The sequence below is a fragment of the Pseudoxanthomonas suwonensis genome (genome assembly GCF_010093235.1).
GTDB classification, from domain to species: Bacteria; Pseudomonadota; Gammaproteobacteria; order Xanthomonadales; family Xanthomonadaceae; genus Pseudoxanthomonas; species Pseudoxanthomonas suwonensis.
Map to the genome: position 1 here is coordinate 46,584 of NZ_PDWP01000017.1, position 26,360 is coordinate 72,943.

The following is a 26,360-nucleotide window of genomic DNA, read 5'->3' on the forward strand; positions in this document are numbered from 1 at the left end:
TCAACCCACCACGGACTTGCGGCGCATGGTCCACACCGAAGGATCGGCCGGGCAGTAGCGTTTGAGGAACTCGTGGTGGGGCGGCATGGCCTCGACCATCTGGTCGATCGGCGCGCGCACGCCATCCATCAGCCGCTTCATGTCGGCGTCGCCGAGCGCGCGGGTGATCAGGTGGTGCTTCTCCGGCACCACGCCCTGGCCGAGCATGCAGTGGGTCCACGAATCCAGGCGGAACAGCTCGTCCTCGCCCTGCCAGGCATAGCCGCTCTCGCGGAAGATGCGGATGCGCTCGGCCAGCTCCTTCGGCACCTCCATCTCGCGGCACGCCTTCCACATCGGCTCGTCGCGCTCGTTGAGGTGGTAGTGCAGGATGATGAAGTTGCGGATGTGCTCCAGCTCGGCGCAGCAGACGTCGTTGAACCGCTCGGCCACCGATTCGTCGATGCCGGCGATCGGGAACATCTGGATCAGCTTGGTCACCGCGGAGAGGCTGACGTGGATGCTGGTGGACTCCAGCGGTTCGATGAAGCTGCTGGCCAGGCCCAGCGCGACCACGTTCTTGTTCCACACCTTGCGCCGGCGGCCGGTGCGGAACGGCACGATCCAGGGATCGCGCACGATGTTGGCGTCCGGATAGCAGGCGCGCAGCTTCGCGGCCGCCTCGTCGTCGGACATGTGCGCGCTGGAGAACACCCAGCCGCAACCGACCCGGTGCTGCAGGGCGATGTGCCAGCGCCAGCCGGCCTCGTGGGCGACGGCGCGGGTATACGGCACCGGCGGCTCGTCGGTCTCCACCTGCATGGCCACGGCGCGGTTGGACGGCAGCCAGTTGTTCCAGTCGATGAAGCCGGTCTTGAGGGTCTGCTCGATCAGCAGGCCGCGGAAACCGGTGCAGTCGATGAACAGGTCGCCCTCCACCACCTGGCCGTCCTCGAGCACCAGGGCCTGGACGAAACCGTTCTCCGGATCCTGGCGCACCTCGCGGATCTTGCCCTCGATGCGATTCAGGCCGCGGCCCTCGCACTTGCTGCGCATGAACGCCGCGTACAACGCCGCGTCGAAGTGGTAGGCGTAGCTGACGTTGCTGCGGCTCATGGTCGTGGGCGACTGGACCCAGCGCATGGACCATTGCTGCGCGTCGCCATCGCCCTGGTTGAAGAGCGCGAAGCGCTGCTTGCGCGAGGCGGCGGTCTCCAGGCAGTAGTCGCCGAGCGTCGACTTGGCGCCACGGCGGCGGCTCTCCAGCCAGAACTGGTGGAAGTCGCAGGACCAGGTGTTGACGCCGGTGGTGCCGAACGGGTGGAAGTAGTGGTCGCCCGGGCGACGCCAGTTCTCGAAGGAGATCGAGAGCTTGAAGCTTCCGGCCACCGCCTGCATGAACTCGCGCTCGTCGATCTGCAGCAGGCGGTGGAAGGTGCGGATGGTCGGGATGGTCGACTCGCCCACGCCGACGGTACCGATCTCCTCCGACTCCACCAGGGTGATGTCCAGCAGCCCGCGGAACTGGTGGGTCAGCGCGCACGCGGCGACCCATCCGGCGGTGCCGCCGCCGGCGATGACGACCTTGCGAATCCGGTTCTTTTCCAAAGCCATTCCCCTCTCTCTGGTGCCGCGCAGTGGCGCGTCTGGACGGGCGGCGGCAAGGGCCGCGCGCCCGCTGGATTTTCCCCGGGCGGCCGCCGCCGCTACCGGTTGAGCTTGTTGATCAGCAGGGCGCGCATCCGCCTGGCCTGCACCTCGTCGAACGGCGCCAGGTAGTTGCGCGCCGCCTCGGGCAGGTGCTCGGCGGCGCGCCCGCTGTCGCCGAAGACGTAGTACTCGAAGACCTCCCGCCAGGCCTGCTTCTCCACCTCGGGGCGGTCGCGCAGGGTCCAGATGGCGTGGTAGAGCGCATGCATGGGCGTGGGGATCCACGCCGGCATGCTCGCCCACCAGTAGTTGACCAGCACCGTGAACGGGTCCAGCCCCTGGACGTGGTGCCACCACATGCTCGGGATGAACAGCGCGTCGCCCGGCTCCAGCACCACGGTCTGCGCATGCGCCAGCGCCTCGCGGAAGCGCGGGTAGCGCTCGAAATCCGGGTCGCGGAAGTCCACCATGCTCACCGCCTGGCCACCCGGGGTAGGCTCCAGCGGCCCCGGGTACAGGTTGTGGATCTGCGCGGGCGGGAACAGGGTGAAGCGGCGCCGCCCCACCGCGCAGCAGGCGATGTTGTTCGGCGCGTCATAGTGGCAGGACGCGGTGACCCGGTTGCCGATCCAGATCGCCGGCGGCGCCTGCACGCCCTTGGCGGCGAATTCCAGGTCGTTCTCCTGGCGCATGCCCGGCAGGCAGTAGTCCACCAGCAGCGAGGCCACGTAGTAGGTAGGCGGTGCAGGATCGTCCAGGTGGGAAGCCAGGTCGTCCAGCACCTGGTCGAGCTGTCCGCGCCTGACCTCGCAGTTCAGGGCGGTGAAATCGGCGTTGTAGTACGGGCGGCCCTCGGTGGATGGATCGCCCCAGGAGTAATGGACCGGGTTGCCGTTGTAGTGGCCGCGCAGGTAATCCATGGCTGCCTGCGGTCCCTGCAATCCGGCCTGGACCAGCCCCCAGTCGCCGGCAAGCCCGCGCATGACCGTGGGCACGGCATCATCCAGCAACCGCTCAAGGGGCAGGTCGTCACGCCGGCCACCCTGGATTTCGCGTACGGGAAGTAGCGTGTCGAACATGGCTCAGGCGGGGACTGCCAGTTCCTCGGCCATGCGCAGGCGGCGCTGCTTCTCCGCGATCAGGCGCGACACGTTGTTGACCGAGGCCAACAGCAGGAAGGCGCCTTCCAGCCAGCCCTTGCGGTGCAGCTCCTGCAGCGGCTCGCCGCCCAGCGCGGCCACCGCGTCGCGATCGATGCCATGCAGGCCGGTCACCTTGGCCACGTAGTCCTCGGTGACCCGCACTTCCAGGTCCATCGGCTGGATCAGGCCGGCGATGTCCAGCGCCGCGAACATCTCCTCCGCCGCACGGGCGCCCACGTCGATGCCGCGCAGGACGCGCGCGATGTAATCGAGGTAGGGGCTGTTTCCGCCATGGGGCATGAACAGCGCCTGCCCCCGGCCCTCGCCGTTGCGAACGCGCGGGTGCTCAACGTCCACGTGGATGACCGGCTCGGTGCGCAGCTGGCCGTCGACCATCTGCTCCTGGAAGCCGATCAGGAACGGACCCTTGGCCACCGCGCCGGGCAGGTAGTTCGCCGTCCAGCGGTCGCCCTGCAGGTAGAGGTTCTCGTCCTCGGAGAAGCCCAGCAGGGCCACCGCGTGGTACGAGCCCTTCGGGTCCTTGCGCAGGAAGATCGGGTATTCGCGCTGCAGCTCCGCGAACTCGGTCGGATAGGCCGCCACCATGCCGACCTGGTCGCCGAACTCGGCGCCGAAGTGGGTGCTGACGCGCAGGTCCTTGTGCGTGATGTTGTTGAGCAGCTCGTAGCGGGGCATCGGGAATCTCGGATGGGTTGCGCTGCACCGGCGCTTCGCACCGGGACGCCTGGATCGTTCGACCATAGCCACAGACCGTGGGCTCCGCAAGGAGTGCCGTGGAGCCGCGGCCCGGCAAAAAAAGGGACCGCTGCCGAAGCAACGGTCCCCGTGCATCAATGCACCTGCATTTCCTTCCTGGCTTGCCTCAGAAGGTGTAGCGCAGGCCGACCATATAGCGCGGCGACTGCTCGACCAGGCGCACGAACTGCCTGGTGGAACGGGCGTGCCAGCGCACGTCCTCGCCCGTCAGGTTGATCGCCTCGAAGCCCAGCGACAGGTTGTCGGTCAGACGGTAGCTGACGCTCAGGTCGAACTGGTCGTACTCCTCGACGAAGTACGGGTTGCGGTTGTTGCCGTTCTGGTTGGCCGCAAGCAGGTACTCGTCACGCCAGTTCCAGGCCAGGCGGGCCGACCAGCCATACTTCTCGTACATCAGCACGACGTTGGCGGTATCGCTGAGGCCGGTGAGCGCGAACACGTCCGCATTCGGGTCGGCGGCGCGGTCGATGCCGACGTCGCCCTCCACGATGGTGTAGTTCGCCAGGATGCCGAAGCCGCTGTCGCCGAAGAAGTACTGGCCACCGATCTCCCAGCCGTGCAGCGTGGCGGCACGCTGGTTGACCGGGATGTTCACGTCGAACACGTACAGCGGGTCCGCGTCCGTGCCGGTGATGTCGAACCGCGACTCCATGTCGAGGACCTGGGCCTGGCTGCCGTTGTACGCACCCAGGCCACCGGTCGCGGCTTCGTTCCGCAGCATGGCCAGTGCGGTGAACAGCGTCGTGTAGTCGCCATTGCAGGCCGTGGCCGGGTCGTTGCCGGCCGTGGTGACCTGCAGCTGGCAGGCGTCGCTGTTCAGGAACGCCAGGGCCGCTTGCGCGTCGGGACCGGAGGTCGGGTCGGTGATTCCGTACAGGTTCTCCTGCCTGACACTGTTGCCGATGAAGTTCTTGACCCGCTTGTTCCAGTAGGTCACCGCAACATAGCTGGAGGGCGCGAAGTACCACTCCAGGCCGATGTCCATGTTGTCGGACTCGAGCGGCAGCAGCCCGGTGTTCTGGCGACCACCCGTAGCGCGGTACTGCTCGCCGAACAGCACCGAGCCGCTCGGATTGCCGACCGTGGCGCCCGGATACAGGTTGCCGTACGGCGCACGGGCGATGGTCTTGCTGAACGAGGCGCGACCCTTCAGGTCATCCCGGAAGTCGATGCTGAAGTCCAGGTTCGGCAGGATGAAGCTGTAGCGGCCGTCGCCGTACTCGGTCAGCACCTGGGCGTTGTCCATGTTCGGACCGAAGTCGTTGTTGGACAGCCAGTTGATGCCGGACGGAGCCGTAATGACCGAGCGCGCACGCACGTCGGTGCGCTCATAGCGCAGGCCCAAGACCGTATAGGTGGACCACGGGCCCAGCATGCCGTCCTGCTCCCACTGCACGTACAGCGACTTGGTGTCTTCCTCGACCAGGTCGTCGTTGTTCAGCCGGGTGGAGACCTGCGAGCTGATGGTGTTGCAGTTGTCGCCCCAGGCCGCCGGCGCAGTGCCGTCGGCGCAGACCTGCTCCGCCCACCGCGCCAGCTCACTGGCGTTGCCGGCCCAGACGTTGCTCCGGGCGATGCCCGGGTTGAAGTCGTCGAACATGCTGGTGATGCTGAACTGGCGCAGCAGCGGGAGCATGCCCTGCAGCTGCCCGGCGTCGTCCACGCCCCAGTTGCCCAGGGTCATCAGCTGTGCGTGGCCGTCCACGTTGAGGCGGCGCATCGAGCTCTTCGAGCTGGCGGCACCGAACAGGAAGCGGCCGTTGTCGAAGTCGAACGCACCATCGATGCGGGCTTCCTTGACCTCCGTATCCTGCCGCGTCGACCAGATGCGCATGATCTGGCTGCCCAGTTCGTCGCCGGTGAAGTCGCGGTTGGTGACCCCGTTGGTATTCGCGAGCGCGTCGGCGGTCGTCGGATACAGGGTACGGGTCATGATCGGCAGACCGTTGGTGAACCAGTACTCCTGGGTCCAGTCGTTGTTCGTGCGGTCCGGAGCCACGCCACCGAAGCTGAACGCCGTCGAGCTGCCGCCGGTGATCGGATCGTTCGGCCGGCTGCTGACCTTGGTCTGGTGGGCGTCGAAGTTCAGGCTGAAGGCGTCGTTGACCTGCCACTTGGCGTTGAAGCCGATCGAATCGAGCTTGTACTTCTGCTCCTCGCGCTGCTGCTCGAAACCAAAGTCCTTGCCGCTGCCGGCCAGGTCACGGATGTAGGTCGGCGTGGCGACCGCGCGATCGCTGTCGAAGGTGACGTGGGTCAGCTTGTTCTGCAGCCACTGGGTCTGCTCGCCGCGGTCCTGGGCGATCTCGTTGGTCGAGTAGACGTAGTCCAGGGTCAGGGTCAGGGCGTCGGTCGGGGCGAACTGCAGCACGCCCTGGGCGTTGATGCGCTCGCGCTCGAAATCCTGGAACGCGTAGCGCACGTCGTTCGGCATGCTGTACAGCTGGCCTTCCTGCGGCGCGTTCTCGACCACCGCACCCGGCAGCAGCTTCTCGTCGGTACCGGTCCAGCGGGCCACGTTCCAGGTGTTCTGGGTGGCCTGCACGGACCCGCCGTGGCGCTTCTGGTAGCTGGCGTTGATGCTCGCGCCCCAGGTCTTGTCCGGGTTGGCGTAGCTGAAGATACCCGACACTTCGGGGGTGAAATCGGTATCGAACAGCTGCGAGTCGTCGTAGACACCCTTGACGCCGGCGCTGGCGACGACTTCGCCGCCGCGGTTGTTGAACGGACGCGCGGTCAGGATGTCCACGGTCGCGCCGATGCCGCCGCTGGCCACGTTGGCGCGGCCGGTCTTGTACACGGTGACGCCGTTGATCGCCTCGGAGGCGAGCTGGGCGAAGTTGAAGCCGCGGGTACCGGAACCAACGCCGCCGACCTCAAGGCCGCCGCCGCCGAAGCCGTCGGCACCCGGGATCTGGCGGCCGTTGAGGGTGACGAGGTTGTAACCCGGGCCAAAGCCACGCGCGGTGACCTGGGCGCCTTCGCCGTCGCGGCGCTCGATCGAGATGCCGGTGATGCGCTGCAGCGACTCGGCCAGGTTGGTGTCCGGGAACTTGCCGATGTCCTCGGCGCTGATCGCGTCGACCACGCCGGGCGTGTCGCGCTTGATGTTCATCGCGTGGTCAAGGCTGCTCCGCAGGCCCGTGACCTGCACGGTGTCCAGCTGCGTGGCTTCCTGCGCGAATGCGGGATTGATGACGATCATGCCGCCGACGATGGTGAACATCGCCCGCGAGCGGAGCTTCTTCAGCTTGTGGTTCATTGCTTGGTCCTCAGCACTGGGAATTGACAGCTGTCGGCGTGCGCTGGCGCGTGGGCGACCCGGAACCGGCCGCGGTCACGCCGATAGACAGCGCTGGACATCGGAGACACGTGTACATCCTGGTAAACCTCCCCTCTCTCAGTTTTTCGAATCGGTGGATCCTTCCGCCTTCGGCTACCCAGGGCGGCACCTGCACTTGGCCCTGGAGTCTTCGCCAGGCCGCGCCGGGTCGAACGATCTCCCCCGGCAATTTGAAACGGAGCACACTTCTCGTTCCATGGCGCCCCGTGCGCTGGCCGGAAACTGAAATCCACATGAAACAGTTAGCGGTACCAGTTAACGCGGGGCGAATGGATAGCAGCTGTTTTGCAGGGTGTCCACGATGCAGCGCAACAGTTTTTTCACGGTTGCGGACGTGACATTCACGCGGAGAAAACGAAAGGAGATTGACACCGCAGGCCATCGCTTCATGCAGGCCGATACCCGCGTTTTCCTTAATACGCAGGCATGTTTTGAAAGAGCATCACAATCAAGGCATTGCGTGATGCAAGTCCGCATACCGCCCCCCATGCCATGCGGTATGGCGTTCCGCGACCTGCCAGGCACGCGAAACGGCCGCGCCCGACGACAGCGGACGACATTTGTTGTGCGTCGCAGCACAACTCTCCGCGAACAGAAACGCGTGCCGTTGGCGCACGGGCGGCGGGCCACGACCCGATGGGGGCCTGGCCATGGGCACGCACCTCAGGGCAGGAACGGAAACACCACCCGCAGGAGTCCGCGGACCGCGCCCTCGGCGCTGCCGGCCACGGCCTTGGCGCCGAGGCTGTTGAGCGTGTTGCGCACGTCGGCCCAGGTGATGCGCGTGATGTCCTTGCGCAGCAGCTCGGCGAGCTCCTGCGAGGCCGGGGCCAGCCCGCGCAGGGCCGCGACGACGGCCTCGGTGTCCGGCTGCAGGAAGCCGCTGCGCTCGGCCAGCGCGACCAGGGTGTCGAAGCGCACGGCCAGCACTTCGCGGTTGCGCTCGTAGACCGGCAATCCACCGGAGTCCAGGACCGCCTGCTCGAACTGCTGGCGATCATCCGGATGCTCGATGCGCACCGCGAGGAAGCCCTCCTTGCGGCTGCGTTCGCTGACATGGCTGCTGCCCGCACGCAGGTTGGCCTCGGTCAGGACGTTGCCGAGGATCCGGCGCAGCGCCTCGTCGGCCGGCTCGGCCACCAGCTGCCGCCAGCGCGCGTAGCCGTCGCGCCGCAGCGCGCGCAGCTTCGCCGGCGTCACCCGCAGCTGGGCCGCCGCCGCGTGGTTGCTGGCATTGCGGTCGATCGCCCCGTCACGCTCCAGCAGCACGAACACCAGCAGCTCCAGGTCGCGCTTGCTCAGCGCGCCGAAGCCCTGCAGCTGCGTCTGGCGCAGGAATTCGGAGGCGAAGGCCGCCGGGTCTTTTAGTTCGAGCTGCTGCATTGGGGGCTTCTCCTCCGGTGCTGCAGTATGGCCACGGCCCGTCGCAGGGGCTGGGATGCGGCTGCAACGCACGTCCCGGTTCCCGCCGCCGGCGGAGGATCGCACGGGCGCGGCGCGCACCGGCCACGGGCATACGCCGGCGTCCCAGCCCCGCTCCGGCATGTGGCATCGTGTGCCGTCCGCCAGCCGGCGACAGTCCCGCGCGACGCGCACCACCCGCACCCATCTGGAGGGAACATGCTCGACACCGGAATGACCCGCCGCCACCTGCTGGCCGCCATGGCCGCTGCCGGACTCGGCGCTGCGCTGCCGGCCACGGCAGCCGGCCCGCGCGGAGCCTCCGCCGCGGCACGCGATGGCGCGGCGGCCGGTCGCCGTCCCGACTCGATCGGCGTGGCGCTGGTCGGCCTCGGCTACTACGCCACCCACCTGCTCGCCCCGGGGCTGCAGCTGACCCGCAACTGCCACCTCGCCGGCATCGTCACCGGCTCGCCGGAGAAGATCCCGCAGTGGCAGCAGCAGTACGGCATCGCCGACCGCAACGTCTACAGCTACGACGACTTCGACCGCATCGCCGACAACCCGGACATCCAGGCCGTCTACATCGTCACGCCCAACGACCTGCACCTGCCGCTGACCCGGCGCGCGGCCGCCGCCGGCAAGCATGTGTGGTGCGAGAAGCCGATGGCGATGAATGCCGCCGAGGCACAGGAAATGATCGATGCCTGCCGCGCCGCCGGCGTGCAGCTGGCCATCGGCTACCGCATGCAGCACCAGCCCAGTACCGCGCGGCTGCGGGCGATGGCGAAGGACAGGCCCTACGGCCGCATCCTCAAGGTCAGCGCCGACGCCGGCTTCCACGCCTACGACGACGTCGACCCGTCCAGCAAGCCCTGGCGCCTGCTGCCGCAGCACGGCGGCGGCGCGATGTACGACATGGGCGTGTACTCGCTGCAGGGCGCCCGCTACATCACCGGCCAGGAGCCGATGGCGGTCACCGCCCGCAGCGAGATCCACCGCCCGCACCTGTTCGAAGGGGTCGACGAGACCACCTACTTCACCCTGGAGTTCGCCGACGGCCTGGTCGCCGAGTGCTCGACCAGCTTCGGGAAGAACATGAACACCCTGCGCGCCGACTGCGAGCGCGGCTGGTACGAAGTGTCGCCGTTCCAGGCGTACAAGGGCATCGGCGGCCGCACCAGCGACGGCGGCAGCTTCGACGACGGTGGCGTTCCCCACCAGCAGGCACTGCAGATGGACAACGATGCGCTGGCGATCCTGGAAAAACGGCCGCCGCTGGTGCCGGGCGAGGAAGGCCTGCGCGACATGCGCGTGGTCGACGCGGTGCATGCCTCGGCACGGGAAGGCGGCAAGCGCATCGTGCTGTAACGGCGGCGCCGGGTTAACCGGCGCTTCACCGCTTGGCTCCTAGTTTCAGGCACCCGGTCCGGAACAGGAGCCACGCATGAGACGTACCTGTGCATGCACCATGGCGCTGCTACTTGCTGCCGCCAGTGGCGGCGCGCTGGCGCAGGCCTCGACCCTGCCGCTGCCCCCGCCCGACCCGCCGCCGACCGCCGCGCCCATGCAGCGCCAGAGCGGCATGGTGGTGATCCAGGGCGACCACGACGAACGCACCGTGGTGCGCTCGTACGAACCGGACAGCGTGGTCGGCGACTACCGCATCGATTTCGACGCACTCGATGCCAACGGGGCCGGCGTCATCGACCGCCGCGAGGCCGCCGCCCATTCCACCCTGGCGGACGAATTCCGCGCCGTGGACGACAACGGCGACGGCCGCCTGGACCGCAACGAACTGTCGGGCTGGATCCGCTGATCAGATCCCGGCCGCGTGCCGCCACAGCGCGCGCTTGAGCGGCGGCAGGCGGCCGGCCAGTCCGAGCAGATGGCCGCGCAGCAGCGTGGGCACCGGATGCGCGTTCGAGAACACCGTATTGATGGCCTCGAAGGCATGCGCGGACACGGTGTTGTCGCTGAGCCGGCGCCGTTCCCAGCGCTGCAGGCGGTGTGGCGCGGCCCAGTCGGAACCGCGGCGCAGCGCGCCGGCGACTTCCTCCTGCAGCGCGGCCACGTCGCGCAGGCCCAGGTTCACGCCCTGGCCGGCAAGCGGATGCACCACATGGGCGGCATCGCCCAGCACCAGTACGCGCCCGGCCACCTGCTGCCGCACCAGCTGGCGGCGCAGCGGGAAGGCGGCGCGTTTCGAGGCCAGCTCCACCCTGCCCAGGCGTCCGGCCGAGGCATCGCACAGCTCGATCGCGAACCGGCCTTCGTCCAGTTCCAGCACGCGCGCCGCCTCGGCATCGGGCAGGCTCCACACGATCGAGGTCAAGCCATCGGCGAACGGCAGCAGCGCCAGCGGGCCGGTCGGCAGGAAACGCTGCCAGGCGGTGGCCTGGTGCGGATGCTCCGTCCTTATATAGGCGACCACGCCGCGCTGGCCGTAGTCGTGGGCATCGACCTGCAGTCCGACCAGCCGCCGCAATGCCGAACCCGCGCCATCGGCAGCCACCGCCAGGCGCGATTCCAGGCGGCTGCCGTCATCCAGGCGCAGGCGCACGCCGGCCTCGTCCTGCTCCAGCGCCTCGACCCGTGCCGGGGTGATGCAGCGCACGCCGGCCGTGGCAAGGGCCGACCACAGGCGGTCGGCCCGCAGGTCGTTCTCGACGATCCAGCCCAGTTCCGGCCGGCTCATCGACGAGGCTTCGAACCCCAGTTCGTCGCCGCCCGCCGCGTCCCACACCCGCATGCAGCGGTAGGGCTGGGCGCGCGCGGCCAGCACCTGCGGCCACACGCCCAGCTGCTGCAGCAGGGCGGCGTTGTCCGGAGCCAGCGCGTAGACGCGCAGGTCCGGCTGCTCCCGCGACCAGCATGGCGCCGGCCGCGGTTCGACCAGGGCCACTTCCAGGCCTGCGCGCGACAGGGCCAGGGCGCAGGCCGCGCCGACCACGCCGCCGCCGGCGATGACGACATCCAGGCGCACGCGGCTCATCGGCACAGCTCCGGCACGTCGCCACGGAAGCCCATGGCCCCGCCCACCAGCCAGGCCTGCAGCCAGGCCGCGCGGTCGGCGGCGACCAGGCCCAGGCTGCGCAGCGGCCGCAGCAGCGGCGAGGGATTGGCGGTGATCCGCGCCAGTCCATCGGAGAAGGCCAGGGTGCGTTCGCGGTCCTCGCGGCGGCGCCCGGCGTGACTTGCCAGCAGCGCATCGGCGCCGGCGGCGCCGCCGGGCGCGTCGCGCAGCAGCTCGGCCAGGGTCAGGGCATCGCGCAGGCCGAGGTTGAAGCCCTGCGCGCCCACCGGGTGGATGGTCTGGGCGGCGGTGCCCAGCAGCACCGCACGCGGCGCGACCAGGCTTTCGGCCACGACCCGGGCCATCGGGTAGGCGCTGCGCTCGCCCGACGCGAGGAAACGCCCGGCACGCCAGCCGAAGGCGGACTGGATCCGCGCCAGCCAGCCGGCTTCGTCGAGCGCGGCCACCGCGGCGGCCTCGTGGGTGGGCACGCCATGCACCACACCGTAGGCGCGGTCTCCGCGCGGCAGCAGCGCGGTCGGCCCGCTGTCGGTGAAACGCTCCCAGGCGGTGCCGTCGGCCGGCCGCTCGCCACGCACGCGCGCCACGAACAGGGTCTGGCCGTAGTCATGGCGGCGCACGCCGATGCCCAGCGCCTCGCGCACCGCGCTGCCGGGGCCATCGGCGGCCACCAGCAGGCGGGTACGCAGGGACAGAGCGCCGTCGGCGGTTTCCAGGCGCAGGCCGCGGTGGCCGTCGCCTCCGTCTTCCAGCCCGGCGAAGCGCGCCGGACGGTAACGCACCAGTCCCTGTACCCGCGAAAGCCTCGCCTCCAGCGCCTGGCCGAAGGCGCGCGCCACCACCACCTGGCCGAAGGCCTCGCGTCCGTAGTCGGCCGCGTCCAGCTGCACCCGGCCGAAATCGCCGGCGCGGCTGACGTGGATGCGGCGGATCGGGCCGGCCGGCGCCTGCAGGCTGGCCATCACGCCCAGCGCCTCCAGCGCGTTGACCGAAGCCTGGGCCAGGCTCAGGTTGCGCTGGTCGAAGACGGCCGGCAGCTCGCCGGCCGGGGTGGCCTCCACCAGGGCCACGTCCAGCGCCAGCCCGTCCAGGGCGATCGCCAGGCTGGCGCCCACCAGGCCGCCGCCGACGATCACGACATCATGCGTTCGGATCATCGGCACATGATACGCGGCGGCGCATGCACGCCGTGCCGCCGCCCGGCGTCGCTCCCCTCTTCCGCGGCGCCGCCAACGCGGGCCCGCCCGCTCCGCTAGAATGCCGGCCACGTTATCCACCAGGCCCCGTGCAATGACCGCCACCAGCCAACGCCTCTTCGTCCTGTCCGTCCTGGCCCTGCTGATGGCCGCCTCGCGCGCCCACGTGTTCGACCACTTCTCCCCGCCGGACGCCAGCTGGGCCGTGTTCTTCGTCGCCGGCTTCGCCCTGCGCGGCTGGGGCCGCTGGGCCTTCCCGCTGCTGATGGCGCTGGCCATGGGCATCGACTGGATGGTGATCTCGCGCCAGGCCGCCTCGTTCTGGGGCCACTACTGCGTCTCGGCCGCGTACTGGGGACTGGTCCCGGCCTATGGCCTGCTGTGGGCCGGCGGCAGCTGGCTGCGCCGCCGCTACACCGGCGCCAGCCTGGTCCAGGCCGGCCGCCTGCTCGGCGCCTTCCTGGTGGCCGTGGTCGCCTGCCAGTTCGTCGCCCAGGGCACCTTCTACTGGTACAGCGGCGTGGTCGCCGAGCCGACCGTGGCCGGCTGGTGGAAGAACTTCCTCGACTGGCTGCCGGGCTACACGGGCACCGCCGCCACCTACACCGCCATCGCCACGGCGCTGCAGGTCGCTGCCGAACGCATCGCCCCGGCGCTGCGCCTGGACCGCACCCGCACCGCCGGCTGAGCCGATGGGCAACCGGCTGTCGAAGATCTACACCCGCACCGGCGACGACGGTTCGACCGGACTGGGCGACGGCAGCCGCACCGGCAAGGACTCGCTGCGGGTGGCCGCCTACGGCACCGTGGACGAAGCCAACTCCGCCATCGGCGTGGTCCTGGCCGCGCCGGGCGTACCCGATGACATCCGCGACCTGCTGACCACCGTCCAGCACCAGCTGTTCGACCTGGGCGGGGAGCTGTGCATCCCCGGCCACGCCGCCATCGCCGAGGCCGACGTAGCCGGCCTGGAGCAGGCCCTGGACCGGCACAACGAAGCCCTGCCCCCGCTGAAGGATTTCATCCTCCCGGCCGGCGGCGAGGCCGCGGCCCGTTGCCACCTGGCCCGGACGATCGTGCGTCGCGCCGAGCGCGAGGCCGTCGCCCTGTCGCGGGTGGAAGCCGTCCGCGGCGAGGCCCTGCGCTACCTCAACCGGCTGTCCGACCTGCTGTTCGTGCTGGCCCGCGTGCTGGCCCGTGCCGCCGGCGAGGGCGAGGTGCTGTGGCGCCACGAACGGCGCCACGCCGGGGGCTGACCCCCTCCCGAGGTTCTATGGCGCGGGCCAGCGCGCCGCGGTAGCGTGGGCCCATGCTCGCCTGGACCCACCCCGCCTGCCTGTCCCACGACACCGGCCCGGACCACCCGGAACAGCCCGCGCGCGTGCAGGTGGTGGTCGACGCCCTGCAGCACGAATGCCCCGGCCTGGAGTGGCGCGAAGCCCCGGCCGCGCGGCGCGGCGACCTGTGCCGGGTGCATACCGCCGAACTGGTCGACCAGGTGCTGGCGCCGGTGGTGTGCGGCGTGCAGCACATCGACGCCGAGACCCTGGTTTCGCCGGGTTCGGCGCGCGCGGCCGTGCACGCGGCCGGCGCCGGGATCGCCGCGGTGGATGCAGTGATGGCCGGACCCGACCGGATCGCGTTCTGCGCGGTGCGCCCGCCGGGCCACCATGCGACGGCCGACACCCCGATGGGCTTCTGCCTGCTCAACAACATCGCCGTGGCCGCGGCCTACGCCCGCGACCAGCACGGGCTGGAGCGGATCGCCATCGTCGACTTCGACGTGCACCACGGCAACGGCACCCAGGCGATCTTCCGCGAGGACCCCGCGGTGGCGTACTTCAGTACCCACCAGTCCGGCCTGTTCCCGCATACCGGCCATTCCCGCGAGCGCGGGGTGGGCAACCTGCACAACGTGCTGCTGCCGCCCGGCAGCGGCGGCTTCCGCTTCCGCAACACCTGGGCGGACAGCCTGCTGCCGCTGCTGGACGACTTCCGCCCCCAGCTGCTGCTGGTGTCCGCCGGCTTCGACGCGCCCCTGGCCGACCCGCTGGCGGACCTGATGCTGGACACGGAGGATTTCGCCTGGCTGACCACCGAACTGCTGGCCATCGCCCTGCGCCATTCGCAGGGCCGGCTGGTGTCGATGCTCGAGGGCGGTTACAACCTGGACGCGCTGGCCGAATGCGCCGTGGCGCATGTCAAGGCCCTGGGCGGCTGACCCCGCGCCGGCTGCCGCGCACATCTTTCATTGCCCGCATGCCCCCGCATCCGGCAAGCTACCGCCGATTTCCGGCCCGGACGCCCCTGCCCTCGTGCGAGACCCCCTGCGAACTCCCCTGCGCCTGCTGCCGCTGTCCCTGGGCGTAGCCCTGAGCCTGCCCGCCATGGCCGACGAGAAGCCGCTGAACTGGGGGCTGTGCCCGGTGGGCGACGTGCTGCCTCCTTTCAGCGAGGCGCCGCCGGCGGATCCGGCCATCGCCCAGGCCCGCGACCAGCAGCCCACCGACATCGAGGGCGACGAACTCAGCGGCACCGAGACCACCCCCCAGTACCAGGGCAACGTGGCCCTGGTCCGCGGCGACCAGTTCCTGGGCACCGACCAGCTGAGCTTCGACACCGAGACCGGCCGCTACGTGGCCGAGGGCAACGTCCGCTACCAGGACTCCGGCATCCGCATCGTGGCCGACCGCGCCGAGGGCAACCAGGACGAGGACAGCCACGTCATCACCAACATCCGCTACCAGCTGGTCGACCGGCGCGGCAACGGTGGTGCCGATTCGATCGCCATGCGCGGCCCGGTGGGGCAGATGTACCACTCCACCTACAGCACCTGCGATCCCGGCCAGCAGGCATGGGAGCTGCGTGCCCAGCGCATCGACGTGGACAACGACGAAGGCTTCGGCGTGGCGCGCAACGCGGTGCTGCGCATGGGCCGGTTCCCGGTGCTGTACGTGCCGTGGTTCAAGTTCCCGGTGGACGACCGGCGCCGCACTGGCCTGCTGTATCCGTCGGCCAGCATGTCCGGGCGCAACGGCTTCGATTACCGCCAGCCGATCTACCTCAACCTCGCGCCGAACTACGACGCCACCCTTTCGCCGCGCCTGATGACCAAGCGCGGGCTGATGCTGGACGCCGAGTTCCGCTACCTGTACGAGGGTGGTCGCGGCATCTTCGAGGGCAGCTACATGCCCGACGACGACCTGCGCAACCGCGACCGCGGCCGCTTCCAGTACAGCGGCTACCACAACATCGACCGCCACTGGCAGGCACGCGCCAATGTCGGCTGGGTCAGCGACGACCGTTTCGTCGAGGACTTCTCCAACCGCCTGGCCGGCGTGTCCGCGTCCTACCTGCAGAGCACCGCGGGGGTATACGGCGTCGGGGAACACTGGAGCGCCGGCGCCATGGTCGAGCACTTCCAGCGCACCGACTACACGCTGCAGGACAGGCACCTGCCCTTCAGCCGCCTGCCGCGCATCTACGCCACCTGGCAGCAGCCGCTGGGCCGCTGGCTGGATGCCGGCGTGTACGCCGAGGCCGTGCACTTCGAGCATCCCGATTCGAGCAGGGCCGGCGGCGAGCGCCTGGACCTCAAGCCCTTCGTGTCCGCACGCCTTGGCGGCCCGGCCTGGTACGTCACCCCGACCCTGGCATGGCGGCACACCGCCTACCAGCTGGAGGAACCCCTGGTGGACGCCGAGGGCCGGCGCGGCGACGAGAATCCCTCGCGCAGCCTGCCGATCGCCAGCTTCGACGCCGGCGTCTACTTCGACCGCGAGGCCAGCTGGGGCGGCGAGCGCTTCCTGCACACCCTCGAGCCGCGGCTGTTCTACCTGTATGCGCCGTACCGCGACCAGGACGACCTGCCGCTGTTCGATACCCGCCCCTTCACCTTCAGCTGGGGCCAGCTGTTCCGCGACAACCGCTATTCCGGCGCCGACCGCCAGTCCGATGCCAACCAGCTGACCATCGCGCTGAGCACCCGCCTGATCCGCCAGGCCGACGGCCGCGAGAAGCTGTCGGCCAGCGTCGGCCAGATCCGCTACTTCCAGGACTCGCGGGTCACCGCGCCCGGCGAGACCGAGGTGCCGCAGGGCAAGTCGGCGTGGGTGGCGGACGGCAACTACATGATCAACGACCGCTGGAACCTCGGCGCCTCGTACCAGTGGGACCCGAAGTTCCGCCGCCAGGACCTGGTCAGCGTCCGGGCCCGCTACCTGTGGCCGGACGACGGCGTCGTCAACCTGAGCTACCGCTATCGCCGCGACCTGCTCGAGCAGGCCGACTTCTCGTTCCTGTATCCGATCAATGCCACCTGGAGCGTGGTCGGCCGCTACTACCACTCCATCTCCGACGACAAGCTGCTGGAGGCCATCGCCGGCGTGCAGTGGGACAGCTGCTGCCTGGCCGTGCGCGCCATCGCCCGCCGCTTCGTGCACAACCGCGAGGGCGAGCTGGACAACGCGCTGCAGGTGGAATTCGTTCTGAAGGGCCTGGGCGCGGCGGGCCAGGACACGGAGCGCACCCTGCGCCGTGCTATTCTCGGGTACCACCGCGACGACCTCTACCTGGTCCCGCCCAGCAACACCACGCCCGATCCGGACGACTACGATCCGAACCTCATTCCGTGAGTCCATGAGCCGACGCCTTCCCGCGATTCTCCTGGCGGCCTCCGCCCTGCTGTTCCTCCCCTTCGCCGGCGTGGCCCAGCAGCAGCTGCAGCCCATCGAGCGCATCGCCGCGATCGTGGACGAGGACGTGATCCTGCAGAGCGAGCTGGACGTGGCCATGCGCAACATCGCGGCCCAGTACGCCGGCCGCGAAGCCCAGCTGCCGCCGCGTCCGGTACTCGAGCGCCAGGTGCTGGAGCGCCTGATCCTGGTCAAGCTGCAGGTGGCGCGCGCGCGCCAGCAGGGCATCCGCGTCAGCGACCAGGAGCTCAACCAGACCGTCGCCGCGATCGCCCAGCAGAACCGGCTGACCCTGGACGGCCTGCGCCAGCGCCTGGCCGCCGACGGCCTGTCCTTCGAGGAGTTCCGCCGCTCGCTGAGCGAGGAGATCACGGTCCAGCGCCTGCGCCAGAGCTTCATCCAGCGGATCAACGTCAGCGAGGGCGAGGTCGACGCCGCGCTCGCCCGCGAGGCCGGCAACAGCCGCCAGTACCGCCTGGCCCACATCCTGGTCGCCCTGCCCGACGGCGCCACCGCCGAGCAGATCGCCACCGGCCAGCGCAAGATCGAAGGCGTGCTCAACGTGATCAACCGGGGCGAGATGGACTTTGCCGCCGCCGCCGTCCGCTATTCGGACAGCCCCAACGCGCTGGAAGGCGGCGACCTCGGCTGGCGCACGCTGGACGAGATCCCCTCGGCCTTCGCCCAGCAGATCGGGCGCATGCAGCCGGGCGAGATCCTGGGTCCGGTGCGCGGCCCCAGCGGCTTCCAGCTGCTGAGCCTGTCCGAGGTCCGCGACAGCAACGAGGCCCCGGCGCAGACCATCACCGAGTACCACGTGCGACACATCCTGGTGCGGGTCAACGACCGCCAGGACGACGCCACCGCGCGCGCCAAGATCGACACGCTACGCGCCCGCATCGCCGGCGGCGCCGACTTCCAGGCCGTGGCCCGCGAGGCGTCCGAGGACAACAGCACCCGCGGCCAGGGCGGCGACCTGGGCTGGTTCCCGGCCGATGCCTACGGCCCGGACTTCGGCAACCAGGTCACCGCGCTGGAGGATGGCCAGGTGTCTCAGCCGTTCCGCACCGACGCCGGCTGGCACATCATCGAGCGCGTGGCCCGGCGCGAGACCGACGTGACCGACGAGAACCGCCGCGCCCAGGTGCGCGACACCATCGGCCGCCGCAAGCTGGAAGAGGAATACGAGCGCTACCTGCAGGAAATGCGCGGCGAAGCCTACGTCGTGTTCCGCACTGGCGACCGCGCCGAGGAAGTGGATCCGGTCGGCGCTGGCGCCAGCGACCAGCGCACGCCGCCGGGCACCTGATCCATGCTCCCCCGGCTGGCGCTGGTTCCCGGCGAACCGGCCGGGGTAGGCCCCGAGCTCTGCGTCCGCCTGGCGCAGGATCCGCGCCAGGACTGCACCCTGGTCGCCCTCGCCGACCCCGACGCGCTCCACGCCGCCGCCGCGGCCCTTGGCCTGCCGCTGCAACTGCTGCCCCCGGACCAGCCGGCCACCCGGCCCGGTGACCTGCCGCTGCAGGAAGTCCGGAATTCCGTCCCGGTCGCCTTCGGCCGTCCCGACGCACGCAATGCCCAGGCAGTGGTCGATGCCCTGCTGGGCGCCGCCGAAGGCTGTCTTTCAGGCCGCTTCGCCGGCATGGTCACCGGCCCGGTGCAGAAGTCGACGATCAACGAGGGCGGCATCCCCTATACCGGCACCACCGAACTGCTGGCCGGTCATGCCGGCCGCGACGTGGTGATGATGCTGGCCAACGACGTGGTCCGGGTCGCCCTGGCGACCACCCACCTGCCCCTGCGCCAGGTCCCCGACGCGATCGACGCCGGCCTCCTGCGACGGGTGCTTGGGATCCTGGACCGGGCCATGCGCGAGGACTTCGGCATCGCCGATCCGGTGGTCGCGGTGCTGGGCCTGAACCCGCACGCGGGCGAGGACGGCCACCTCGGCCACGAGGAGATCGACACCATCATCCCGGTGCTGGAGGCGCTGCGCGCCGAGGGCATGCGCCTGGTGGGTCCACTGCCGGCCGATACCGCCTTCCTGCCGGGCAAGCTGCGCGGTTTCGACGCGGTGCTGGCCATGTACCACGACCAGGGCCTGCCGGTGCTCAAGTACAGCGGCTTCGAGCGTGCGGTGAACCTGACCCTGGGCCTGCCCTACCCGCGCGTGGCGGTGGACCATGGCACCGCCCTGGACCTGGCCGGCAAGGGCCTGGCCGATCCTTCCAGCCTGGAGGCGGCGGTGGCTACCTGCGCGCGGATGGCCGCCCGGCGGATGCAGGGCTGACTTCCCGTCTTCCGCCGTAGGCGGGCAAGCGAAGCGCACCCGCGTGCGCGGATGGAGCGCGCTACCGGAATGCTGCGATGGACCGCGCATGCCCCCCCGGATGCGGCCTGCGGCCTTGTCCGGGCTACAAGGATGGGGCGACGCCGCTAGAACAGCTCGCCGGTGTCCCGCGCCGGGGCGACCAGGCCGAGGTGGCGATAGGCCTTGGACGTGGCCATGCGCCCGCGCGCGGTGCGCACCAGGAAGCCCTGCTGGATCAGGTACGGCTCGATCACGTCCTCGAGCGTGCCGCGCTCCTCCGACAGCGACGCGGCCAGCGATTCCACGCCCACCGGGCCGCCGTCGAAGTGGCCGATGATGGTGTTGAGCAGCCGCCGGTCGAGTTCGTCGAAGCCCTCCGGGTCGACCTTGAGCATGGCCATGGCCGCCTGCGCCACCGCCTGGTCGATGCGCCCGCCGGCCCTGACCTGGGCGTAGTCACGCACCCGGCGCAGCAGGCGGTTGGCGACGCGCGGCGGGCCGCGCGCGCGGCGGGCGATCTCGCCGGCGCCATCCGGTTCGCAGTCGATGCCCAGGATCCGCGCCGAACGGCGCACGATCCGGGTCAGCTCCTCGGGCGTGTAGAACTCCAGGCGCTGGACGATGCCGAAGCGGTCGCGCAGCGGCGCGGTCAGCAGGCCGGCGCGGGTGGTGGCGCCGATCAGGGTGAACGGCGGCAGGTCCAGCTTGATCGAGCGCGCGGCCGGGCCCTCGCCGATCATGATGTCGATCTGGAAGTCCTCCATCGCGGGATAGAGCACTTCCTCGACCACCGGCGACATGCGGTGGATCTCGTCGATGAACAGCACGTCGTGCGGCTGCAGGTTGGTCAGCAGCGCGGCCAGGTCGCCGGCCTTCTCGATCACCGGGCCGGAGGTGACCCGCAGGTTCACTCCCAGCTCGTTGGCGATGACGTGGCTCAGCGTGGTCTTGCCCAGGCCCGGCGGACCGAAGATCAGCACGTGGTCCAGCGCCTCGCCGCGGGCGCGGGCAGCCTCGATGTAGATGCCCAGCTGCTCGCGGACCGGCTGCTGGCCGAGGTATTCGTCCAGTCGCTGCGGCCGGATCGAGGCTTCCAGGGCCTCGTCCTCGCGGGTGGCGCCGGCGCCGAGGATGCTGCGGTGTTCGTTCATGCCGCGATTATGGCCGTTGCCGGTCGCGCGTGCCGAGACTCCTGGCGGCCGGGCCGAGCCCGGGCGTCAGATCTCGACCTGCGCGCCCAGTTCGACCAGGCGGTTGCCGGGGATGCGGAAGAAGCCGGTGGCCGGCGCCGCGTTGCGGTGCATGACCGCGAACAGCTTGTCGCGCCAGGTCGGCATGCCGCGGCGTGCGCCGGCAACCACGTTCTCGCGGCTGGCGAAGTAGGTGGTATCCATCGGGTCCATGGACAGGCCGTCGCGGTCGCAGGCACGCATCAGCGCCAGCGGCACGTCCGGGGGCTCCATGAAGCCGAACCGGACCATCACCCGGTAGAAGTCGTCGCCGATCGCGTCGACCCGGATCCGCTTCTCCACCGGCGCATACGGCACCGGCAGTGTCTCCACGGTCAGGAACACGTTGCGCTCGTGCAGCACCTTGTTGTGCTTGAGGTTGTGCAGCAGCGCGTGCGGCACCAGGCCGGGATCGGCGGTGAGGAAGATCGCCGTGCCGGGCACCCGCACCGGCGGCGCCAGCATCAGGCCGGGCAGGAAGGTGTCCACGCGGATGCCGTCCTTGCGGATCTCCTCGCGCAGCAGCGCGCGGCCGCGGCGCCAGGTACGCATCAGGGTGAACAGCACCAGGCCCAGCACCACCGGGAACCAGGCGCCCTGCAGCAGCTTGGCGCCGTTGGCGACCACGAAGGCCACGTCGATGAAGAAGAACGCCACGCACAGCGCCAGGATCCAGCGCCGCCCGGCAGGCCACAGCGCGCGCGCCACCAGGGCCAGCAGCAGGGTGTCGATCAGCATCGTGGCCGAGACCGAGATGCCGTAGGCCACGGCCAGGTTGGAGGAGCTGCGGAACACCAGCACCAGGCCGATCACCATCACCATCAGCATCCAGTTGATGCCGGGCACGTAGATCTGGCCGATGGCCTCGCTGGAGGTGTGCTTGATGCGCATGCGCGGGATGTAGCCCAGCTGCATGGCCTGGCGGCCGATCGAGAACGCGCCGGTGATCACCGCCTGCGAGGCGATCACCGCCGCCATCGTCGCCAGCACGATCATCGGGTACAGCGCCCAGGCCGGCACCGACTCGTAGAACGGGTTGCGCACCAGTTCCGGGTGCTCGAGCACCAGCGCGCCCTGGCCCAGGTAGTTGAGCACCAGGCACGGCAGCACGAAGAAGTACCAGCCGTGGCGGATCGGGCGCGCGCCGAAGTGGCCCATGTCCGCGTACAGCGCCTCGCCGCCGGTCACCGCCAGCACCACCGCGCCGAGGATGAACACGCCGTGCCAGCCGTGGTCGGCGAAGAACAGCACCGCCCACCACGGGTTGAACGCCTTGAGCACCTCGGGAGCCTTGATGATGTTCCAGGCGCCGATCGCGGCGATGGCCACGAACCAGAGCATGGTCACCGGCCCGAACACCTTGCCCACCTTGGCGGTGCCGAAACGCTGCCCGGCGAACAGCACCACGAGCACGACGATGGTCAGCGGCACGATGAAGTGGTGCAGGCCCGGCGCGGCCACCTCCAGGCCCTCCATCGCCCCCAGCACGGAGATGGCCGGGGTGATCACGCCGTCGCCGAAGAACAGCGAGGCGCCGAAGATGCCGAGGATGCCGACCACGTAGGCCGAGCGCGAGCCGTTGCGCAGGGTGCGCTGGGCCAGGGCCATCAGCGCCATGATGCCGCCCTCGCCATCGTTGTCGGCGCGCATGATGATGGTCACGTACTTCAGCGTGACCACCACCATCAGCGACCAGAACGCCAGCGACAGCACGCCCAGCACGGTGTCGTGGTCGCTGGTCAGGCCGTAGTGCGGCGAGAACGCTTCCTTGAGCGTGTACAGCGGACTGGTGCCGATGTCGCCGAAGACCACGCCGATGGCGCCCAGCACCAGGGCCAGGTGCGAGCCGCCCGGCCCGTGGGCACCGGGCCCGTGGCCGGCATGTGGGGACGGCGATGACGCTGCGGACATGGCGGGCGAACCTTAGCGCGGTCGGGCGTGAGCAGGGCGCGAGCGCGCCTCAGCGCAGGGCCGACTGCAACGCCTTGCGGAGGATGGCGGCGGCCTCGTCGCCCGGTGCCGCGGCGTCGCGGGCCATGCGCTGGGCCTCGGCCGGCTTGTAGCCGAGCTGCTGCAGGGCGGTGGCGGCGTCGGCCAGCGGGTCGCCGGGGGCCGCCGTCAACCCGGCCCCGGCGCCGCCGCCGGCCAGGTCGGCGGCGCGGTCGCGCAGCTCCACCACCATGCGCTCGGCGGTCTTCTTGCCGATGCCGGGGATCCGGGTCAGGGCGGTGACGTCGCCGGCCTGGATCAGCCGCGCGAACTCGTCCACGCTCACTCCCGACAGCACCGCCAGCGCGATCTTGGCGCCTATGCCGCTGACTTTCTGCACGTCGCGGAACAGCCGTCGCTCGCCCTCGCGCAGGAAGCCGTACAGCGAGACGCTGTCCTCCTTCTGCGCGTAGTGGGTGAACAGCGAGACTTCCCGGCCCAGCTCGGGCAGGTCGTAGAAGGTGCTCATCGGCGCCTCCAGCTCGTAACCGACGCCGTTGACGTCGACCACCAGCCACGGCGGCTGCTTGAGGACCAGGGTTCCGCGCAGTCTTCCAATCATGGGGGGCTCCTACGGAGCGTGATTCGGGATTCGTGATTGGTGATTCGAGAAAGCAAAAGCGAAAGCGCCGGCACGGCAGGAAGGCGCCCGCGCTTTCCACGAATCACCAATGACGAATCACCAATCACGGCTCTATTTCCTCCAGGCCAGCTTCGTGCTGACCCCCAGCCTCTGTGCGGTGGCACGCACATGTGCATGGGTCAGGGCGATGGCCAGGGCGTCGGCGGCGTCGGCCTGCAGCTTGCCCGGCAATCCAAGCATGGCCGCGACCATGTGCTGGACCTGGGCCTTGTCGGCGGCGCCGGTGCCGACCACGGCCAGCTTCACCTCGCGCGCGGCGTACTCGGACACCGGCAGGTCGCGCAGCACCACCGCGCTGATCGCCGCGCCGCGGGCCTGGCCCAGCTTGAGCGCCGAATCCGCGCTGCGGCCCACGAACACCTGCTCGATCGCCACTTCCTGCGGCCGGTACTCCTCGATCAGCCCGGTCAACCCGTGCAGCAGCCGCTTCAGGCGCGCGGCGAAGTCGCCTTCGCCCAGCAGCACCAGCGGCTGGTGGTGCACATGGCGCACCCTGCCCGCCGGGTCGACGTCGATGATGCCCACGCCGGTGCGCTGCGAACCCGGGTCGATCCCGAGGATGCGGATGGCGGGCAACGGCACGCGCGCGGCGTTCATGCGCCCGCCCCCGGCGCCTTCCGGCCCGCCGCCTGTTCGCCCCGGGCCGGATGCATGCTCAGCCGGCGTCGCCCAGGTCGGCGTTCGAATAGACGTTCTGCACGTCGTCCAGGTCCTCGAGCATGTGCAGCAGCTTCTGCACCTGCTGCGCGGTCTCGCCGGACACGGCGACGTCGTTGTCGGCGCGGAAGGTCACCTCGGCATAGCCCGGGGCCAGGCCGGCGGCTTCCATGGCCTGCTTCACCGCCTCGAAGTTCTCCGGCGCGGTGACCACGTCGATCGCGCCATCGTCCGGATACACGACCACGTCGTCGGCACCGGCCTCGATCGCCGCCTCGGTCACTTTCTCCTCGTCGGCGCCCTCGTAGCTGAGCACGCCCAAGCGCTTGAACATGAAGGCGACCGAGCCCTCGGTGCCCATGTTGCCGCCGCACTTGGAGAAGGCGTGTCGCACGTCGGCCACGGTGCGCACGCGGTTGTCGGTCAGGCAGTCGACGATCACGGCGACGCCGCCGGGGGCGTAGCCCTCGTAGCGCACTTCCTCGTACTCGACGCCTTCGAGCTCGCCGGTGGCCTTCTTGATCGCGCGCTCGATCACGTCCTTGGACATGTTCGACGACAATGCCTTGTCCACCGCCGCGCGCAGGCGCGGGTTGTTGTTCGGATCGCCTCCGCCGGCGCGGGCGGCGACGCCGATCTCGCGGATCAGCTTGGTGAAAATCTTGCCGCGCTTGGCGTCGCTGGCGTTCTTGCGCGCTTCGATCGAGGGACCACGACCCATGGGCGTACCGTTCGTACTGCGTTGCGAAGCGACGGATTATAGCCGGCCGCCACCATCCCCAGCGCTGCCGGCCGACGCCGGCACGAACGCGCCGGTGCGCAGGAAGGCCGCCACCTGCCGCGCAGCCTTGGCCGACAGCACCAGTCCGGTATGGCTGGCGCGTATCCGGCAGTACGCATTGGCCCCGGGAAGCCGGGTCTCCTCCAGGGCCCCGGGGCCGTCCGAATCCGGCCCCACGGCCGACAGCAGCCTGCCGACGCCACGCGGCGAGTCGCCGGCGACCACTCCCAGCTCCGCCCTCCCCCGCCACGGCTGGCAGCCGCACAGCAGCAGCGGCGCGCTGCGTCCCAGCGCCCAGGCCAGGGCCCGGTGCGTGGCCAGGAAACGGGCCGTGGCGCTGCCGCACAGCGGGGAACCCAGGCAGACCACCCGCCGCACCGGCAGCTCCGGGTAGCGGCGCAGGACCTCCACCGCGATCAGTCCGCCCAGGCTGTGCCCGGCGAGGTTGCATGGCGGGCCGGCGCGCAGCCGCTCCGCCAGGGCGGCGATCGCCGGCTCCGGCCCGCCGAGGATGCTGGGATAGCCGAAACCTTCGACCTCGAACCCGAGCCTGCGCAGCCGCAGCGCCAGCGGCAGCAACCACCAGGGCGAGTTCCACAGGCCGTGCACCAGCAGCACCCTTTCACGGGCCGGGGCCGGTGCCGCCATCAGGCCGCGGCCTCCTGCTGCTTGCGCTTCCAGGCCCGCGGCGAGACCCCGGCATGCGACTTGAACGCGCGCGACAGCGCCGCCTCGCTGCCATAACCGACCTCGGAGGCGACCACCTTCAACGGCCGGCCGCGACGCAGCGCCTGCTGGGCCAGGCGCACGCGCCAGCCCTGCAGGTACTGGCCCGGCGTCAGCCCGACCACCTCGCGGAAGGTCTCGGCGAACACGCTGCGCGACATGCCGGCCGCCTCGGCCAGTTCCTCCAGCGTCCATTCCCGCGCCGGCGCTTCATGCATGGCCACCAGCGCATGGCGCAGGCGCGCCTGCGCCAGGCCGGCCAGCAGCCCGCCCTTCACCTCGCCCTGCTCCATCAGATGGCGCAGCAACTGGATCATGACCACCTCGAACAGGCGGTCGACCATGGCCTGGCGGCCACAACGGTGGTCGAAGGCTTCCTCGAACAGCAGGTCCAGCACGGGCCCCGTCCCGGCCAGGGCGGACAGCGGGACGCAGGTGAAGGCCGGCAGCGCCGCCGCCAGCGGGTTCTGCGCGCCACCGTCGAAATGCAGGTCGGCGCAGGCCATGTCCGCGCCCAGCTCCGGATCGCTGTTGAAGCGGTGCGGCATCGGCCGCGGATACAGCAGCAGGCTGGGCTCCTCGACCAGAACCGGCGGCCCGCCGTGGGACACCTCCAGCGGCCCGCGCCGGACCAGGTGCATCTGGCCGGTGTCGCGGTCCTCCAGCAGGTTGATGCCGCACAGCGCGCCGGCATTGAACACGCGCGCGCTTACCGGGAAACGCTCCAGCAGTACCGCCAGCCGATCGACCATAACCGCCTCCTTTGTCGCGCCGCAGGCTCCAGACTGGCGCGGCAAACGCGCGC

At 70.2% G+C, this 26,360-nt stretch carries 22 protein-coding genes; 8 read left to right on the top strand and 14 right to left on the bottom strand.

From position 1 onward, the window contains the following. The 5 genes from CSC68_RS09810 to CSC68_RS09830 form a co-directional block, all read right to left on the bottom strand. Entirely contained in the window at window positions 1–1,593 is a 1,593-nt protein-coding gene (locus CSC68_RS09810; protein ID WP_162203380.1) for a tryptophan halogenase family protein, read from the bottom strand. A 92-nt stretch (window positions 1,594–1,685) separates the two neighbouring features. After that, complete coding sequence (locus tag CSC68_RS09815) at window positions 1,686–2,708, bottom strand: cupin-like domain-containing protein (RefSeq protein ID WP_162203381.1); 1,023 nt, start codon at window positions 2,706–2,708, stop codon at window positions 1,686–1,688. A gap of 3 nt (window positions 2,709–2,711) precedes the next feature. Then, on the bottom strand, window positions 2,712–3,467 hold the full coding sequence (locus CSC68_RS09820) for a SapC family protein (RefSeq protein WP_162203382.1): 756 nt from the start codon (window positions 3,465–3,467) through the stop codon (window positions 2,712–2,714). A 187-nt stretch (window positions 3,468–3,654) separates the two neighbouring features. Next, the gene (locus CSC68_RS09825) at window positions 3,655–6,810 is read right to left on the bottom strand and encodes a TonB-dependent receptor (RefSeq protein ID WP_162203383.1); all 3,156 of its coding nucleotides are present in this window, start codon (window positions 6,808–6,810) and stop codon (window positions 3,655–3,657) included. Between the two features lie 744 nt (window positions 6,811–7,554). Next, a complete protein-coding gene (locus CSC68_RS09830) occupies window positions 7,555–8,274 on the bottom strand; it encodes a hypothetical protein (RefSeq protein ID WP_162203384.1) in 720 nt (239 codons plus the stop codon). Between the two features lie 237 nt (window positions 8,275–8,511). Between CSC68_RS09830 and CSC68_RS09835 the strand changes: the two genes are divergently transcribed. Together CSC68_RS09835 and CSC68_RS09840 are read left to right on the top strand one after the other, a co-directional pair. Then, complete coding sequence (locus CSC68_RS09835; RefSeq protein WP_162203385.1) at window positions 8,512–9,663, top strand: Gfo/Idh/MocA family protein; 1,152 nt, start codon at window positions 8,512–8,514, stop codon at window positions 9,661–9,663. Window positions 9,664–9,739: 76 nt separating this feature from the next. Then, window positions 9,740–10,111 carry an EF-hand domain-containing protein gene (locus CSC68_RS09840; RefSeq protein ID WP_162203386.1) on the top strand — a complete coding sequence of 124 codons (372 nt, stop codon included), beginning with the start codon at window positions 9,740–9,742 and terminating at the stop codon, window positions 10,109–10,111. Here the strand turns inward: CSC68_RS09840 and CSC68_RS09845 are convergent, their stop codons facing one another. Beyond that, window positions 10,112–11,287 carry a UbiH/UbiF family hydroxylase gene (locus CSC68_RS09845; RefSeq protein ID WP_162203387.1) on the bottom strand — a complete coding sequence of 392 codons (1,176 nt, stop codon included), beginning with the start codon at window positions 11,285–11,287 and terminating at the stop codon, window positions 10,112–10,114. Then, entirely contained in the window at window positions 11,284–12,486 is a 1,203-nt protein-coding gene (ubiH, locus tag CSC68_RS09850; protein WP_162203388.1) for a 2-octaprenyl-6-methoxyphenyl hydroxylase, read from the bottom strand. The genes CSC68_RS09845 and ubiH overlap by 4 nt, the downstream gene beginning before the upstream one ends. Window positions 12,487–12,619: 133 nt before the next feature. Here ubiH and CSC68_RS09855 point away from each other — a divergent pair, with 133 nt between their 5' ends. From CSC68_RS09855 to pdxA, 6 genes are all read left to right on the top strand, one after another. Further along, a complete protein-coding gene (locus CSC68_RS09855; protein ID WP_162203389.1) occupies window positions 12,620–13,213 on the top strand; it encodes a hypothetical protein in 594 nt (197 codons plus the stop codon). A 4-nt stretch (window positions 13,214–13,217) separates the two neighbouring features. After that, window positions 13,218–13,781: a cob(I)yrinic acid a,c-diamide adenosyltransferase gene (locus CSC68_RS09860; protein ID WP_162203390.1), complete on the top strand. Its 564-nt coding sequence runs from the start codon at window positions 13,218–13,220 to the stop codon at window positions 13,779–13,781. Between the two features lie 53 nt (window positions 13,782–13,834). Beyond that, window positions 13,835–14,746, top strand: a complete 912-nt coding sequence (locus CSC68_RS09865; RefSeq protein WP_162203391.1) for a histone deacetylase family protein — start codon at window positions 13,835–13,837, stop codon at window positions 14,744–14,746. Window positions 14,747–14,852: 106 nt separating this feature from the next. Beyond that, complete coding sequence (lptD, locus tag CSC68_RS09870) at window positions 14,853–17,159, top strand: LPS assembly protein LptD (protein ID WP_211365729.1); 2,307 nt, start codon at window positions 14,853–14,855, stop codon at window positions 17,157–17,159. Between the two features lie 4 nt (window positions 17,160–17,163). After that, window positions 17,164–18,528 carry a peptidylprolyl isomerase gene (locus tag CSC68_RS09875; RefSeq protein ID WP_162203392.1) on the top strand — a complete coding sequence of 455 codons (1,365 nt, stop codon included), beginning with the start codon at window positions 17,164–17,166 and terminating at the stop codon, window positions 18,526–18,528. Between the two features lie 3 nt (window positions 18,529–18,531). Beyond that, window positions 18,532–19,509: a 4-hydroxythreonine-4-phosphate dehydrogenase PdxA gene (pdxA, locus tag CSC68_RS09880; RefSeq protein WP_162203393.1), complete on the top strand. Its 978-nt coding sequence runs from the start codon at window positions 18,532–18,534 to the stop codon at window positions 19,507–19,509. Between the two features lie 146 nt (window positions 19,510–19,655). Here pdxA and ruvB read toward each other — a convergent pair whose 3' ends face one another. The 7 genes from ruvB to CSC68_RS09915 form a co-directional block, all read right to left on the bottom strand. After that, entirely contained in the window at window positions 19,656–20,681 is a 1,026-nt protein-coding gene (gene ruvB / locus CSC68_RS09885; RefSeq protein WP_162203394.1) for a Holliday junction branch migration DNA helicase RuvB, read from the bottom strand. A 66-nt stretch (window positions 20,682–20,747) separates the two neighbouring features. Next, window positions 20,748–22,670: a potassium transporter Kup gene (locus CSC68_RS09890; protein ID WP_170296349.1), complete on the bottom strand. Its 1,923-nt coding sequence runs from the start codon at window positions 22,668–22,670 to the stop codon at window positions 20,748–20,750. A 49-nt stretch (window positions 22,671–22,719) separates the two neighbouring features. Next, a complete protein-coding gene (gene ruvA / locus CSC68_RS09895; RefSeq protein WP_162203395.1) occupies window positions 22,720–23,310 on the bottom strand; it encodes a Holliday junction branch migration protein RuvA in 591 nt (196 codons plus the stop codon). Window positions 23,311–23,442: 132 nt separating this feature from the next. Continuing rightward, window positions 23,443–23,988: a crossover junction endodeoxyribonuclease RuvC gene (ruvC, locus tag CSC68_RS09900; RefSeq protein WP_162203396.1), complete on the bottom strand. Its 546-nt coding sequence runs from the start codon at window positions 23,986–23,988 to the stop codon at window positions 23,443–23,445. A gap of 58 nt (window positions 23,989–24,046) precedes the next feature. Further along, window positions 24,047–24,769 carry a YebC/PmpR family DNA-binding transcriptional regulator gene (locus CSC68_RS09905; protein WP_162203397.1) on the bottom strand — a complete coding sequence of 241 codons (723 nt, stop codon included), beginning with the start codon at window positions 24,767–24,769 and terminating at the stop codon, window positions 24,047–24,049. A gap of 36 nt (window positions 24,770–24,805) precedes the next feature. After that, window positions 24,806–25,477: an esterase/lipase family protein gene (locus CSC68_RS09910; RefSeq protein ID WP_162203398.1), complete on the bottom strand. Its 672-nt coding sequence runs from the start codon at window positions 25,475–25,477 to the stop codon at window positions 24,806–24,808. Continuing rightward, a complete protein-coding gene (locus tag CSC68_RS09915; RefSeq protein ID WP_162203399.1) occupies window positions 25,477–26,307 on the bottom strand; it encodes an AraC family transcriptional regulator in 831 nt (276 codons plus the stop codon). The genes CSC68_RS09910 and CSC68_RS09915 overlap by 1 nt, the downstream gene beginning before the upstream one ends. Between the last annotated feature and the right edge of the window lie 53 nt (window positions 26,308–26,360).

Excerpts from the sequence above, each read along its gene's own strand:
- ubiH (WP_162203388.1), bottom strand. The coding sequence starts at position 12,486 with ATGATCCGAACGCATGATGTCGTGATCGTCGGCGGCGGCCTGGTGGGC.
- CSC68_RS09840 (WP_162203386.1), top strand. The coding sequence starts at position 9,740 with ATGAGACGTACCTGTGCATGCACCATGGCGCTGCTACTTGCTGCCGCC.
- CSC68_RS09820 (WP_162203382.1), bottom strand. The coding sequence starts at position 3,467 with ATGCCCCGCTACGAGCTGCTCAACAACATCACGCACAAGGACCTGCGC.
- CSC68_RS09915 (WP_162203399.1), bottom strand. The coding sequence starts at position 26,307 with ATGGTCGATCGGCTGGCGGTACTGCTGGAGCGTTTCCCGGTAAGCGCG.
- CSC68_RS09860 (WP_162203390.1), top strand. The coding sequence starts at position 13,218 with ATGGGCAACCGGCTGTCGAAGATCTACACCCGCACCGGCGACGACGGT.
- CSC68_RS09825 (WP_162203383.1), bottom strand. The coding sequence starts at position 6,810 with ATGAACCACAAGCTGAAGAAGCTCCGCTCGCGGGCGATGTTCACCATC.
- ruvC (WP_162203396.1), bottom strand. The coding sequence starts at position 23,988 with ATGAACGCCGCGCGCGTGCCGTTGCCCGCCATCCGCATCCTCGGGATC.
- CSC68_RS09875 (WP_162203392.1), top strand. The coding sequence starts at position 17,164 with ATGAGCCGACGCCTTCCCGCGATTCTCCTGGCGGCCTCCGCCCTGCTG.
- CSC68_RS09905 (WP_162203397.1), bottom strand. The coding sequence starts at position 24,769 with ATGGGTCGTGGTCCCTCGATCGAAGCGCGCAAGAACGCCAGCGACGCC.
- ruvA (WP_162203395.1), bottom strand. The coding sequence starts at position 23,310 with ATGATTGGAAGACTGCGCGGAACCCTGGTCCTCAAGCAGCCGCCGTGG.
- CSC68_RS09810 (WP_162203380.1), bottom strand. The coding sequence starts at position 1,593 with ATGGCTTTGGAAAAGAACCGGATTCGCAAGGTCGTCATCGCCGGCGGC.
- CSC68_RS09830 (WP_162203384.1), bottom strand. The coding sequence starts at position 8,274 with ATGCAGCAGCTCGAACTAAAAGACCCGGCGGCCTTCGCCTCCGAATTC.
- ruvB (WP_162203394.1), bottom strand. The coding sequence starts at position 20,681 with ATGAACGAACACCGCAGCATCCTCGGCGCCGGCGCCACCCGCGAGGAC.
- CSC68_RS09835 (WP_162203385.1), top strand. The coding sequence starts at position 8,512 with ATGCTCGACACCGGAATGACCCGCCGCCACCTGCTGGCCGCCATGGCC.
- CSC68_RS09865 (WP_162203391.1), top strand. The coding sequence starts at position 13,835 with ATGCTCGCCTGGACCCACCCCGCCTGCCTGTCCCACGACACCGGCCCG.
- CSC68_RS09890 (WP_170296349.1), bottom strand. The coding sequence starts at position 22,670 with ATGTCCGCAGCGTCATCGCCGTCCCCACATGCCGGCCACGGGCCCGGT.
- CSC68_RS09855 (WP_162203389.1), top strand. The coding sequence starts at position 12,620 with ATGACCGCCACCAGCCAACGCCTCTTCGTCCTGTCCGTCCTGGCCCTG.
- CSC68_RS09815 (WP_162203381.1), bottom strand. The coding sequence starts at position 2,708 with ATGTTCGACACGCTACTTCCCGTACGCGAAATCCAGGGTGGCCGGCGT.
- CSC68_RS09845 (WP_162203387.1), bottom strand. The coding sequence starts at position 11,287 with ATGAGCCGCGTGCGCCTGGATGTCGTCATCGCCGGCGGCGGCGTGGTC.
- pdxA (WP_162203393.1), top strand. The coding sequence starts at position 18,532 with ATGCTCCCCCGGCTGGCGCTGGTTCCCGGCGAACCGGCCGGGGTAGGC.
- CSC68_RS09910 (WP_162203398.1), bottom strand. The coding sequence starts at position 25,477 with ATGGCGGCACCGGCCCCGGCCCGTGAAAGGGTGCTGCTGGTGCACGGC.